The organism is Pseudoalteromonas sp. P1-8 (genome assembly GCF_001399985.1).
Lineage (GTDB): Bacteria > Pseudomonadota > Gammaproteobacteria > Enterobacterales > Alteromonadaceae > Pseudoalteromonas.
In genome coordinates this window covers 93117-107210 of the sequence record NZ_LJSO01000007.1, presented here as the reverse complement: position 1 = coordinate 107210, position 14094 = coordinate 93117, and the positions used below count along the sequence as shown (strand labels likewise).

Sequence of the window (14094 nt, the reverse complement as noted above, 5' to 3'; positions counted from 1 at the left end):
ATTGAAGAACCTGAGGGCCTATACCCAAAGCGCTTTGCTTTACGTGGTATCTCTACGAGATAAGCGCTTTAATTATCCCACGCTAATCATTTCAACTGACTCAAAAAGTCCGTATAATCCACGCCGAACTTTTTACTATGAAACATGGCTTACAAAGCCTGTATGAGCAGAGCAAATGAATCAAACTGATACTAGAAAAGAAACTCTTGAATTTAATAAACTTCAAAAGCGTCTAAGAAGGCATGTTGGTAATGCGATTACTGATTACAACATGATTGAAGACGGTGATGTTGTTATGGCATGTATCAGTGGTGGTAAAGATTCTTTTGCAATGCTAGATATTTTGCTTAATTTACAAAAAGCAGCGCCGATTAAATTTGAAGTGATTGCAGTAAACCTTGATCAGAAGCAACCTGGTTTTCCTGAGCACATTTTGCCTGATTACTTTGAAACGCTAAATATTCCGTATTACATCGTTGATAAAGATACTTACTCAGTAGTAAAAGAAAAAGTACCAGAGGGCAAAACAACCTGTGGTCTGTGTTCACGACTTCGTCGCGGCACACTTTATTCATTTGCAGAAAAAATTGGTGCAACCAAACTAGCACTTGGTCATCACATGGATGATATCGTTGAGACAATGTTCTTAAATATGTTCCATGGTTCACGACTAAAAGCGATGCCACCAAAATTGCGCTCTGATGATGAACGTAACGTGGTAATCCGTCCGTTGTCATACTGCCGTGAAAAAGATTTAATTAAATACGCTGAGCACAAAGACTTCCCAATTATTCCTTGTAACTTATGTGGCTCACAAGAAAACTTGCAGCGTCAATCAATCAAAGCCATGTTGACTGAGTGGGATAAGAAAACTCCAGGTCGTGTTGAGAGTATCTTTAAATCTTTACAAAATGTTAGTCCAAGCCAGCTTGCAGACAGAAACTTATTTGATTTTGAAAATTTACCACTTGATAGAGAAGGCAATCGTGAAAGCTATGACTTTAGCGAGGCGGTGGTCTCATCAACAAACATTGATGAATCATTATTTATTGATGTAACAAATATATAAAAAGAAAAAAGCCCCAAACTGGGGCTTTTTTAATGCATATTTAAAAGGTTATTTAGCAAGTGGGCTCACATAGCCGTCTGGTTTTAGTGCTAAAACATCGCAGTCAAGGCTATCAATAACATGCTCTGCTGTGTTACCGACAAGCGCTGCACTTAAGCCAGTACGTCCAACTGTACCTATCACTACTAATTCGCTGTTGAGGCGTGCAGCCACATCAGGAATAACATCTTCTGGTAAGCCTTCTTCAATGTGGCAATGAGCTTTATCAATATCAAACCCTTCAGCTAATGAAAGCGTTGATTCAAAGTGATGTTTTTTAACTGATTCGTTATAAACGCCTGGGTTGAATTCAGGGATTTCAATAGCGATATTAACTGGAGTTGCTGGGTAGGCATTAACTAAGTTAAGCGTTGCGTTGGCCAAATCACAAATGAAACGAGCGTCATTGATAATACGCTTATTAAGTTCAAGGTGTTGTTCATTCTCACTCACTGCGTTCACAGCAGCTAAAATATTGCCTTTTTCAGGCCACTCTTTCTCTTTAACAAGCAAAACTGGAGCAGGGCACTTACGAATGAGGTGCCAGTCAGTTGGGGTGAAAATAACAGACTTAAGTGTATCGTGTTGATGAGTGCCTTTGACAACAAGGTCAAAACCATCGTTGATCACGGTATTGATAATGGCTTCGTAAGGGCGGTTATGCCAAACCACACAGCTATCAATGGTAAGCTCTGGGTAAAGTGCTATTTGTTCATTTAACCATTCTTGGCGGTCTTTTATGACGGCTTCGCGCATTGCTTCACGCTCATCAGCAGAAAGCATTGTGGTCATTTCATAAGAGAAGTCGTAGATACTGAGGAAAGCGGTGATGGTCGCGCCAGATTTTTTGGCTAGATCAATTGAGCGGCTTAAACTATGTTGCTGCTCTTTGGTTGGGTCTATAACTGCTAAAATTCGTTTAATTGCGTCCATGTGCTGCTCCTTAACTGTTCCGCAAAAAGTAGTACTTTGAGTGTAACCTAAATTTAGAACAGTTAAAGGGGCAAACAATATAAAGTTGCGTTAAATCAAACTCTATTTACATTTAATCGCTGCTGTTGCTGCAAGCGCTTGCTGGTCCAAAATGGTGATAAATTTACCTTCAACCTTAATAAAACCTGCTTTTTGGAAGCGGCTTAAAAGGCGGCTAATTGTTTCAACAGTAAGGCCTAAATAATTACCGATTTCACCGCGTGTCATGGTCAAACGGAATTCTTTTCGTGAGAAACCACGTTCACCAAAACGCTCTGCAAGATTATAAATAAAACTGGCTAGACGCTCTTCAGCTGACTTTTTATTGAGTAACAATAACATTTCTTGGTCATAGTTAATTTCATTACTCATTAAACGCATAATTTGTTGGCGTAGCTTAGGTAATTTACCTGCTAATTCGTCTAGAGTATCGAATGGAATTTCACATACCATTGAAGTTTCAAGGGCTTGTGAGAAACTTTGATGAGCCATTTTGTTAATAGCATCGAAACCAACTAAATCACCAGCTAGATGAAAACCAGTAATTTGTTCATCACCTTGTTCTGACAAAGTATAAGACTTAAACGAACCAGAGCGTACTGCATAAATGGCATTTAAGCTTTCGCCAGACTCAAATAAATAATCACCTTTATGCAGTGGTTTCTTACGTTCGATGATTTCATCGAGACGATCCATTTCTTGACCGTTTAATGAAAATGGCAAACATAGCTGGCTGATACTGCAATTATTACAGCTAATTGTGCATAAGCCTTTTGACTTGTTTTGTGAGAAGTCCATACATCAAATCCATTCAAATAAGTTAACAACACGTAAGATTAATGAATTAGCTTATCGGTTGCTATAATTAATAAGTATATACCGTACCATATTATTACGCTGCCTAGAATAACCCTAGTCCAAACATGGTTGAAAATAGTGTTAATTTTCTGGCTGACGAGTCCTACGCTTATCATGGCAGGAAAGGTGCCTAACGCGAAAAACAACATCACACCTGCACCATGTGATGCTGATGGGCTAGTCAGTGCCCAGGTTAGCGCTGAATAAACTAATCCACAGGGCAACCAGCCCCACAAAGCGCCATAGAGTAGGGCTTTTGGGGTAGTATCGACCGGTAATAAATAACGATTAAGTTTAGCTAAATGCTGCCATACTAGGGTTTTGCCAAGTTTTTCTAGCCACTGTAGAGTTGCCGCTAAACGCATAATGTAAACCCCAACAAGGAGCATAAAAATACCACTCAAAAACGACAACGCTATCGATATAGAAGTATTTTGCGCTGCAAAGCGACTACTAATTCCTGCTACAAGAGCACCGGCAAGCATGTAACTGAGTGCGCGGCCTAGGTTATAAGCAACCGAAAAGCTCACTGCACGGTTTTTGTTGGCGGCAAGTTGTAAACTACTGGCAATGCCACCACACATCGCTAGGCAATGACCACTACCTAACAAGCCCATTATAAATGCACTAATAAACAGCGGATCAATCATTACTTTTGTTGTGCTGCTCTTTATCGTCTTCGAACAGGATACTGTGGCCCTGTTTGTTTAAATCAGAAAATTGTTCGCTTTTTACAGCCCAAAAGAACACCCCAATGGCAATTAGCACAAATAAAATGGCAATTGGGATAAGCATGTAGATGATACTCATAGTTTTAATAACCTTAATGAGTTGGTAATAACCAAAATGGAGCTTGCAGACATACCAATTACAGCCATCCAAGGAGCAACGAGCCCAAGGGCTGCCAATGGTAAAATCGAACCATTGTAAATAAGTGATAATGCCAAGTTTTGCTTAACAATACGGCGCGTCTTTTTCGAGACAGTAAGCAAATGCTCTATGGCTGTTAGATCACTATTGAGTAATACCACATCGGCACTATTTTTGGAAATATCAGCGCCGGTTTCCATCGCAATAGATAAATGGGCACTGGCAAATACTGGGCTGTCATTCACGCCATCACCCACCATAGCAACAATGGCACCTTTACTTGCAAGTGCTTCGACATGGGTTTGTTTGTCGCGAGGGCTACATGCAGCATGCACGGTATCTAAATTGAGCTGTTTTGCAATTCGCTCACCACTGTTAGAGGCATCGCCCGTTAACATATGGCACTTAATTTGTTGCGAATGAAGTGTAGTAATCAATTTTTCTGCGTTATTACGTAGGCTGTCGGCAAGATAAAAGCGCGCAATGACTTGTTTATCGATATATAAGGTTGCTTGAGCATCTGCTTTTTCGGTATCAAACCAACCGCTTTTGCCTATCGCAAGGTGCTGATCATTTAGTAAAGCGGTAATGCCTTTACCCGGTTCGATAGTCACATTTTCAATAGGGTTCACTGTGTCGTTGAAACCAGCGAATGCATTAGCAATAGGGTGCTCAGAGAAGCTTTCAAGTTGCGCCGCTAAGCGTAATGCATCAGCTTCACTGTATTGGGTGTTAACTAGTTCAACGCGTTCAATGGTAAAGCGACCTTGCGTTAAAGTACCTGTTTTATCAAAGGCGATATCTGTTAATTGTGGTAGCGTTTCTAACACATGGGCTTGTTTAATTAAAATTCCACGCTTCGTAAGGCTGGCTACAGCGCACGTGAGAGCGGTTGGAATTGCTAAGCTAAGCGCACAAGGGCAGGTTGCAACAAGTACAGAAATAGTAACCCAAAAGGCATGTTCAGGGTCTATTTGATACCAACCAATTGCTGTTATTGAGGCAAACACTAATAAACAGGCAACAAACCACTGCGCTACTTTATCTGTTATCTCAACTAATCGCGGGCGCTTGGTTAACGCTGTGTGTTGTAACTTAATAATTTGATTAAGGAGGGTATTTTGACCGATTTTATTGATCTCAATACGGATCACGCCATCATGGTTAATCGTTCCTGCGTAAACTTGATGGCTGACAAACTTATTAACGGGTTGATGTTCGCCGGTCATCATGGCTTCATCAACAGTTGTTTGACCTTTTGTAACAATACCATCAGCAGGAATTGTCTCGCCTGCTTTGATTAATACAACATCACCCAGTTTTAGTTTTTTAGCCGCAATTATCGACTCTTGATTATTCTCATCGATAATACGAGCTGTAAGCGGCAGTAACTTTTGCAAATTAGCGGTAAATTCACTGGCTTTTAAACGGGCTCTAAATTCTAAATATTTACCTAATAACAATAAGAAGGTAAACATACAGATAGATTCAAAATAAACTTCGCCAACCGACATTAATGTGGCATAACAGCTTGCCCCATAAGCACCAAAAATCGCTAATGAAACGGGTAAGTCCATATTCAGCTGTTTGGCTTTTAAACCATTAATGGCATTGGTTAAGAATGGCAGGGCACTGTAAAGAATAACTGGAGAAGCAAGCACTAAGCTTATCCAGCGAAAATACTGCTCAAAGTTCTCTTCCATGCCAGAGAACATGCCAAAATACATGGCAAAAGCAAACATCATTACTTGCATGGTCATCAGACCGGCAACCCCTAAACGGCGGATATAAGCTTTTGCGGCTTGTTGTTTTTGGCTCGCTTCAAGGTCTGCCTGAAACGGATAGGCTTTATAGCCGATTTCGTGTAATGAGGTGATAATTTGGCTAAGCGGTGTAACCGATTTATCCCATTGGATCATGGCACGATTAGTCGAAGTATTTACATCAACACGTTTGATTGCTTTTAAGTTAAGTAGTTGTTTTTCGATTAACCAAGCGCAGGCAGCACAGGTGATGCCTTCAACCGTTAATAGTACTTCTGATAAATCATTAGTGGCTGAAATAAACTCGTCTTGAATATCTTCGTTATCGTAACTTTTAATCAACTCGAGTTGCTCTGGAACAAGTTGTTCAACTTTACCAGAGCGCACAGTTCTAAATTTATAGTAATCGGTCATGCCTTGGGCGACGATATTCTCAGCAACCGTTTGGCAACCAATACAACACATAGGTTGTGCCTTACCGTCTATTTCGACAGTCGCATTAAAGCCTTTTGGCACACTTTCAAGACAATGAAAGCAATTATCGGACATTAGAGTTTACTACTTATATTCAGGGCTAATCGAAATCGTTTTATCAGTTGGCAAAATGACATCTTCTTTAAGTTTCCAACTGTTATCGATTGGTTCAATAAACACTGTGTATGCACCGTCAACATGGGTGTCGAGTAGGGCAGTAAAATCGCCATGGGCGTTTTTCATTAGGCTTACATCAAAGTCATTGGCTTTAATGGTGCGATGATAAAATGACATTTTTAAAGAGTGAACATTGCTTGCATCACCCTTGGTGAAAGTGAAAGTTACTTTGTCGCCTGCAACATTTAAATCGCCATGTAAATAAAGTGCTTTTGCTTTATTAAATTTGCTGAGTTCAAGGTTAATTGCTTTGCCTTTTTTATAGTAATCATCAACAACCATATCTGGGCCGTTGCCAATCGCCATATAAATAAGACCAGCACAGCCGATGATGGCTGCAAGAGGAAAAGAGATTAAAAACCATGGCCAAAAGTTTTTATACCAAGGAGTGGGTTTCATAGTACTTATACCTTTAAAAACGTTGTACGCATTTTATCGGATTTAAAAGCAAAAGACTAAAAAAAAGCCTCCAGATGGAGGCTTTTTTGATCTTAATTAATCTATTGAATTAAAAGATTAATTGTTTATACATTTTATTAACCGCGTGGTTATTTATCTTGCGATAAGCTGTAAACGTACGCTGTTAATAAGTGAACTTTATCTTCACCTAAAATGTCTTTCCATGCTGGCATTACACCGGCGCGGCCATTGATTAGTGTTTCTTCAACAGCACGTTTAGAACCACCGTATAACCAGATGTTATCTGTTAGGTTAGGTGCACCAAATGGTAAATTGTGTGCAACTGAACCTTTACCGTCAGCACCGTGACACGCAGCACACATTGCAAACTTAGCAGCACCTGCAGCAGCGTCTTTTTGGTTAACAGTACGGCCTGAAAGGCTAAGTACGTGAGCAGTCATTTCTTTAATGCCTTGCTCGCCAAGTGCATCACCCCAAGGTGGCATCGCAGCAACACGACCGTAAAGAAGTGTTTCTTTGATCTTGTCTGGTGTACCGCCGTATAACCAATCGTTATCCGTTAGGTTAGGGAAGCCTTGACCACCACGTGCATCTGAACCATGACATTGTGCACAGTTTTGTGAGAATAAACGTTGACCAATCTCAAGCGCTTTTTCATCTTTAACTAGTGTTTCAATATCTTGTTTTGCGAATGACTCAAAGATTGGGCCAAAACGCTCATCAGCAGCGATAAATTCTTGGTCTAATTGAACGTTCTCACCGTTAGCTAATGCTTGTTCAGTCGCTTCTTTAGACTCAGCTAAAGAAGTAATACCTTGGTTAGAACTTGTCCATTTACCTAAACCTTCCCAGTTACCTAAACCTGGGTAAGCAGCAAGGTAGTATACAGACCAAATGAATGTCGCGAAGAACATGTAAGTCCACCATTTTGGTAGTGGGTTGTTTAGTTCTTCAATGCCGTCAAACTCGTGACCACAGCTTTCGCCTTCTTTAACACCTGTGTAGTTTTTTAAGTTCCACAGAAGTAGGCCGAAGATGATAGCAAGACACGCTAGGGTTAATACGATAACCCATATACTCCAAAAGCTAGTCATTTCTCAGACTCCTTTTCCTCGTTAGAGATTGTGTTGTTGTGTTTTTTTTCATCTTCAAATATGGCATTAGCAGCGTTATCAAATCGGCTTTTGCTACGCTTGCTGTATGCCCATACAACAATCACAATAAACAGTACTAAAATTACCAGAGTCAAAATGCCTCTGTATGTTCCGTAATCCATAATAATTACTTCAAGTGTGTGCCAAGCTGTTGTAAGTAAGCGATTAGAGCTTGCATTTCAGTTGCGCCTTCACCATTGTTCATGGCTTCGATTTTCGCAATGTCAGCTTTTAGCTCTTCGTCGCTTCCGTAACCTTTACCGTCGTAACGGTCGCTTGCTTTGTCGATTCCGAAGCTATCACGGAATACTTGAAGCTTTTTAAGTGTATGGGTCGTATCGACTCTGTTTTCGTCTAACCAAGGAAACGCTGGCATGTTTGACTCAGGAACCACAGCACGTGGGTCCATTAAGTGAGCATGGTGCCAATCGTCTGAGTAACGCTCACCAACACGAGCTAGGTCAGGACCAGTACGCTTAGAACCCCATTGGAATGGGTGATCCCATACTGACTCACCAGCTACAGAGTAGTGACCGTAACGCTCAACCTCGTCACGGAAAGGACGAATCATTTGTGAGTGACAGTTGTAACAACCTTCACGCACGTAGATATCACGACCTTCCATTTCTAACGCTGTAAGAGGGCGTAAGCCATCAACAGGTTTAGTCGTATCGTCTTGGAACATTAGTGGAGTAATCTCAACTAACGCACCAAAGCTGATTGCAAAGACAGTCAAGATAGCCATTAGGCCAACGTTCTTTTCGACTATTTCGTGTTTGTTTTGTGAATTATTATTGCTCATCGTGCTACTCCATTATGCCAATTGTGCGTCAGCGTCTAATTGAAGCGAATCTTTCTTCGCTGCAATAGTACGATAAACGTTGTAAGCCATAATTAGCATACCTGTTACGATGAATACACCGCCTAGGAAACGCATGATATAGAACGGATACGAAGCTTCTAATGACTGTACAAAGCTGTACATTAACGTACCGTCTGAGTTTACTGCACGCCACATTAGACCTTGCATTACACCTGAAATCCACATTGCTACGATGTATAGAACAACACCAACAGTGTGTAACCAGAAGTGCGTGTTAACTAGTTTAACACTGTACATACGGCCTTGTGAGAATAGTGCAGGGATTAGGTGATAGATAGCACCGATAGAAATCATTGCAACCCAACCTAGTGCACCTGAGTGTACGTGACCTACAGTCCAGTCAGTGTAGTGAGAAAGCGCGTTAACTGACTTAATAGCCATCATTGGGCCTTCGAACGTAGACATACCGTAGAAAGATAGAGAAACAACTAAGAAACGAAGTACTGGGTCAGTACGTAGTTTATGCCATGCACCTGATAACGTCATGATACCGTTGATCATACCACCCCAAGATGGAACGAATAGGATTACTGACATAACCATACCTAAGCTTTGCGTCCAGTCTGGAAGCGCAGTGTAGTGTAGGTGGTGAGGACCTGCCCAGATGTATAAAGAAACAAGAGCCCAGAAGTGAACTACCGATAAACGGTAAGAGTAAACAGGGCGACCTGCTTGTTTTGGTACGAAGTAGTACATCATACCTAAGAAACCAGCAGTTAATAAGAAACCAACAGCGTTGTGACCGTACCACCACTGAACCATTGCATCTACAGCACCTGCGTAGATAGAGTATGATTTAGTTAGTGAAACTGGAATTGCCATGCTGTTTACAATGTGTAAAACGGCAACAGTAATGATGAAACCAGCGTAGAACCAGTTCGCAACATAGATGTGCGATACTTTACGCTTGATTAACGTACCAAAGAATACAACTGCGTAAGTTACCCAAACAACGGCGATAAGAATATCGATTGGCCATTCAAGTTCAGCGTATTCTTTTGAGCTGGTGATACCTAGCGGTAAGGTAATCGCTGCTAGTACGATAACAAGTTGCCAACCCCAGAAGGTGAAGGCTGCTAGTTTATCTGAGAAAAGGCGCGTTTGACATGTACGTTGTACGACGTAATAAGACGTCGCAAAAAGTGCACTTGTACCAAATGCGAAAATTACTGCGTTCGTGTGTAACGGACGTAGTCGAGAGTAAGTTAACCATGGTGTATCAAAGTTAAGTGCTGGCCAAGCTAATTGGGCAGCAATCAGAACCCCAACACTCATGCCAACGATGCCCCAAATCACTGTCATAATAGCGAATTGGCGTACAACTTTATAATTGTACTCAGTTTGTGATGCTACTGTTTGGCTCATTTTCTGGCTTCCGCTGCAATAAATGCGTTTTAGAAATGAATTACCCACTTTTATACAAAGTGGGGCCTACTATTACTTCACAAGCGTGTTACCTAAAGCCAACTTAGCGGTGCTAGCTTCAGAAAACAAACTCGAGAAACCCTTATTTTTGCGATGGAAATGATAAAATTTTTGACCTTAAAAAGATAGGTCAATTGCATAAAATTATGACATCAATCAAATTTTAGCGCTTTGTTGGTTATTTTTTGTCAGAGATTGTATTTTTATTAGCTTATTCCATCTAGCATGGTTGTCTTTTCGCGGGTAGCTCACTAGTATCCGCTTTTATTTTATACAGGCAAATAGAGTGCGAACTAGTTTTTTACCCGTTTTCCTTTTCAGTGTATTTTTAGCTGCATGTGATAGCCAAAGTATAGAAGAGGGCAGCACAAGTACAAGTTGTGAGAACAATAGTCATTGTTATTACCCTAATAATGCAGAAGTTTGGCTGAGCAACCCAGATGTCAGCCCTGAGTTGCCTTTTGCAATCAACCTAAAGCTGCCGAAAGATGCTAAAAACCTCTCTGCAAAACTTGAAGGGGTCACTATGTATATGGGTTTTATTCCACTGCAGTTTAAACAGACAGGGCAAGTTTGGGTTGCTGATACTATGGTTGGCGCATGCTCTGAGCCTGTAATGACCTGGAAAATGATGCTCACTTATACTACTGGTGACAATCAACCACAAACTTTGCTTTATTATTTCGATTCACTGCAAACTCGATAACATCTTCCCTTATTATTGTTGATCACAGCTTTTGATTATTTAAAAGCTGTGATTGTCGTCATCCCTACGTCATCTTTTTCTACTTTAATGTTCTTTATTAGCCATATCTTTATACGGTATTACAAATTGATGGAACAAAAACAAAAATTCTTCCTCTAATACACTGTTTAACGGGCTAACTTTGTCTATTTAGTTAATTTAAGTGAATAACTATGGTTAGCAGTCTTACCAAGCTTTTACGGTTTTTATAACGTTGTGTGATCAACTTGTAAAAATTTCATTTGTAGCACTAATCGGCCTTTAGTTACACTTGATTACAAAGTGCGTGCAATTGATTTCAATCGTGTTTTTTTTGCTACTTAATAATGTTAGCTTGCTGATGTAGCAGTGTTTTTTTCTGTTAACATTGATACATCGTGAAACCTTATTACCCAAAATGGATACGCTATTTTTGGGTTGTTTTTTCTTTAACCTGTCATTCAGTTTTCGTTCAGTTAACTGAGCCTAAGTTGCCCTCCGCTGACTCGTGATTCTAATAATAACGAGCGCTACCTGACTAAAGGTAAATTTCCAACAAGTAGGGTTTTCACATGAAAAAATCAATTCTTGGTTTAGCTGTTGTTTCAGCAATCCCAATGTTCTCAAGCATGCAAGTTTTAGCTGCTGATGATGCAGCAGAGTCTATTGAAAAAATTCAAGTTACAGGTTCTCGCATTAAGCGTACCGATATGGAGACGTCTAGTCCTGTAACTTTAATCGGCGCAGATGACATCAAAGCAATGGGTGCATCAAGCATCGATGGCGTTCTACAAAAAATGACTGCAGCAAGCGGTGCGATGACTAACCCTGCTGTTAACAACGGTTCAGGCGGTAACGCACGTGTTGACCTACGTGGTTTAGGCGCACAACGTACTCTAGTATTAGTAAATGGTCGTCGTATGATCAACTCTGGTACTGGCGCAGCATCTACTGTTGACTTAAACACAATCCCAGTATCAATGATCAAGCAAGTTGAAGTACTAAAAGACGGCGCATCTGCTGTATACGGTACTGACGCGGTAGCTGGTGTTGTTAACATCATCTTAAAAGACGACTTCGAAGGTCTAGACATGAACCTTAACGGTGCTATCACTGGTGAAGGCGATGCAGACGAAACGTCTTTCGATATCACAATGGGTTCAAGCTTTGACCGTGGTAACGTTGTAATTGGTTTACAATACACTGACCGTGGCGATGCTTCTCAAGCAGACCGTGATTTCTCTGATTGTCCAATCGAAGAAGATTACGATAACGGTAGCTTCTACTGTGGTGGTTCTTCTTACACGCCTTTCGGTCACGTTTGGGCTGAAAATGCAGACCTTCAAGGTCAAGCTGATGGCGAGTGGCATGACTTCACTTCAGCAGGTGATGCTTACAACTACTCAGCAACAAGCTACCTTTACACGCCAATGCGTCGTTTAAACCTAACAGGTATCGGCCATTTTGACGTAACTGATGAAACGCGTTTAGTTTCTGAGTTCACTTACTCTAAGCGTTGGTCAACTCAACAAATGGCTCCACAGCCAGTATGGTTTGACTTCACTTACGATGCAGACGCAATGGGTGATTCACTTCTTTCTCACGGCGTAGCTGACGGTGAAGACATCTCTTACGGTCGTCGTATGACTGACGTAGGTCCTCGTGGCTATGAGCAAGTTGTTGACACTGTACGTGCAGTAATCGGTCTTGACGGTGCATTCGACAACGGTTGGGGCTGGGATACTTCAGTAGTATTCGGTCGTAACGACTCAGTTGACCGCGCAACTAACCTACTTAACATGGGTTCAATCCAAGACGCAATCGAAGAGGGTACTTTCAACCCACTTAACCAAGATGATTGGTCAGGTAGCAACCTTGCACAGTACAACTACACTGAAAACAACTCAGGTGGTAGCCAATTATTAGTTCTTTCTGCTGGCCTTAACGGTGAAGTAATGGAACTTCCTGCTGGTTATGTTGGTTTCGCTGCTGGTATCGAGCGTCGTGAAGAAAAAGCATGGTACGTTCCAGATTCACTAACTTCACAAGGTCTTGCAAATGACCCACGTGTTGAACCAACTGGTGGTCGTTTTGACGTAAACGAAGCTTACGTTGAATTCGCTGTTCCACTTCTAGCTGACGCACCATTTGCTCAAATGGTTGACTTAAGCGCTGCTGTTCGTGCATTCGATTACAGCACATTTGGTTCAGATGAGACTTGGAAACTTGGTCTAACTTGGCGTGTAAACGACGAACTAATGCTACGTGCTGTTCGTTCAACTGCATTCCGTGCTCCGACAGTATCTGAGCTTTACCAAGGTAAATCACCTTCATTCGAACAAGTTAACTTCCCTGGTGCACAAGACCAAGCTGAAGTAACTGTTGGTGGTAACGACCAATTAACGCCAGAGCTTGCTGATACAGTAACTGCTGGTTTCGTATACGCTCCAGAATGGTTCGACGGTTTCTCAATGACTGTTGACTACTACGAAATCGAAATTGAAAACTCAATTTCAAGCGTAAACAACCAGTACATCGTTGAAAACTGTCTTGATGCTTCTACTGGTGCATACAAGAACCAAGATACTGCTCTATGTCAGTCTTCTGCAATCAACTTCAACCAAAGCACTGGTCGCATTAGCTTCAACAACCAATTACAAAACATTGGTAATGAATCTACTAAAGGTTACGACGTAAACTTCAAGTATGCATTTGAAGCTGCAGGTCTAAACTGGCGCACAGGTCTTGATGTAACAATCCTTGATGAGTACATCGTTGATTCAGGCACAAGCACAATCGATTACACAGGTCTTGTAACTTCAGGTATCGGTAGTTACGCGAAAGTTAAGTCTAACTTCACTCTTAACGCGTCTGGCGACAACTGGGATGCACAATACCAAGCACGTATGATCGACGGCCTAGACAGCTACGCATGTCTTGCTGACGACAGCGAGTGTCTAGTACCAAGCGTTGGTACTGTTGTATACCACGACATCAGCGGTTCATACATCCTGAACGACACAGTGTCATTCTCTGCAGGTGTTAACAACTTATTCGATAAGCAAGCACCTTACTACTCAGGTAACAATGACTCAAACACTGACCCGTACACATACGATGTACTAGGTCGTCGTTTCTTCGCTGGTATGAACATCAAGTTCTAATCTAGTTTGAAATGATTACTAAGGCCCAGTTTTTACTGGGCCTTTTTTATTGTCTGAAAGCCTATCAACGCGTAAACTATAGAGGTACTTTTAACAAACGAG

At 41.2% G+C, this 14094-nt stretch carries 13 protein-coding genes; 3 read left to right on the top strand and 10 right to left on the bottom strand.

Annotated features, from left to right (window positions below; genetic code table 11):
* The first annotated feature begins 175 nt into the window (after positions 1-175).
* Positions 176-1069 (top strand): tRNA 2-thiocytidine(32) synthetase TtcA, encoded by an 894-nt coding sequence (gene ttcA / locus AN213_RS11525; protein WP_054561325.1) that lies wholly within the window; start codon positions 176-178, stop codon positions 1067-1069.
* Positions 1070-1117: 48 nt separating this feature from the next.
* On the opposite strand, the gene uspE is transcribed toward ttcA, so the two are convergent.
* The 10 genes from uspE to ccoN all read right to left on the bottom strand — a co-directional run bounded on the left by uspE (position 1118) and on the right by ccoN (position 10044).
* Entirely contained in the window at positions 1118-2041 is a 924-nt protein-coding gene (uspE, locus tag AN213_RS11520; protein WP_055021043.1) for a universal stress protein UspE, read from the bottom strand.
* A 102-nt stretch (positions 2042-2143) separates the two neighbouring features.
* Positions 2144-2878 (bottom strand): FNR family transcription factor, encoded by a 735-nt coding sequence (locus AN213_RS11515; RefSeq protein WP_054553050.1) that lies wholly within the window; start codon positions 2876-2878, stop codon positions 2144-2146.
* A gap of 38 nt (positions 2879-2916) precedes the next feature.
* Positions 2917-3588 carry a sulfite exporter TauE/SafE family protein gene (locus AN213_RS11510; protein WP_054561327.1) on the bottom strand — a complete coding sequence of 224 codons (672 nt, stop codon included), beginning with the start codon at positions 3586-3588 and terminating at the stop codon, positions 2917-2919.
* Complete coding sequence (gene ccoS, locus AN213_RS11505; protein WP_054553052.1) at positions 3581-3748, bottom strand: cbb3-type cytochrome oxidase assembly protein CcoS; 168 nt, start codon at positions 3746-3748, stop codon at positions 3581-3583. Before ccoS ends, AN213_RS11510 begins: the two co-directional genes overlap by 8 nt.
* Positions 3745-6120: a heavy metal translocating P-type ATPase gene (locus tag AN213_RS11500; RefSeq protein ID WP_055198681.1), complete on the bottom strand. Its 2376-nt coding sequence runs from the start codon at positions 6118-6120 to the stop codon at positions 3745-3747. The genes ccoS and AN213_RS11500 overlap by 4 nt, the downstream gene beginning before the upstream one ends.
* Positions 6121-6129: 9 nt before the next feature.
* Positions 6130-6621, bottom strand: coding sequence for a FixH family protein (locus AN213_RS11495; RefSeq protein ID WP_054561329.1), 492 nt, complete (start codon positions 6619-6621; stop codon positions 6130-6132).
* Positions 6622-6770: 149 nt separating this feature from the next.
* Positions 6771-7736 (bottom strand): cytochrome-c oxidase, cbb3-type subunit III, encoded by a 966-nt coding sequence (ccoP, locus tag AN213_RS11490; protein ID WP_054561330.1) that lies wholly within the window; start codon positions 7734-7736, stop codon positions 6771-6773.
* Positions 7733-7918, bottom strand: coding sequence for a cbb3-type cytochrome c oxidase subunit 3 (locus AN213_RS11485; RefSeq protein ID WP_054561331.1), 186 nt, complete (start codon positions 7916-7918; stop codon positions 7733-7735). The genes ccoP and AN213_RS11485 overlap by 4 nt, the downstream gene beginning before the upstream one ends.
* Positions 7919-7923: 5 nt before the next feature.
* On the bottom strand, positions 7924-8598 hold the full coding sequence (gene ccoO / locus AN213_RS11480; RefSeq protein ID WP_054561332.1) for a cytochrome-c oxidase, cbb3-type subunit II: 675 nt from the start codon (positions 8596-8598) through the stop codon (positions 7924-7926).
* A gap of 12 nt (positions 8599-8610) precedes the next feature.
* Positions 8611-10044 carry a cytochrome-c oxidase, cbb3-type subunit I gene (gene ccoN, locus AN213_RS11475; RefSeq protein WP_036967883.1) on the bottom strand — a complete coding sequence of 478 codons (1434 nt, stop codon included), beginning with the start codon at positions 10042-10044 and terminating at the stop codon, positions 8611-8613.
* Positions 10045-10390: 346 nt separating this feature from the next.
* On the opposite strand from ccoN, the gene AN213_RS11470 reads away from it, so the two are divergent.
* Positions 10391-10810, top strand: a complete 420-nt coding sequence (locus AN213_RS11470; protein WP_054561333.1) for a hypothetical protein — start codon at positions 10391-10393, stop codon at positions 10808-10810.
* A 590-nt stretch (positions 10811-11400) separates the two neighbouring features.
* On the top strand, positions 11401-13992 hold the full coding sequence (locus tag AN213_RS11465; protein ID WP_055198680.1) for a TonB-dependent siderophore receptor: 2592 nt from the start codon (positions 11401-11403) through the stop codon (positions 13990-13992).
* The last annotated feature ends 102 nt before the right edge of the window (positions 13993-14094 follow it).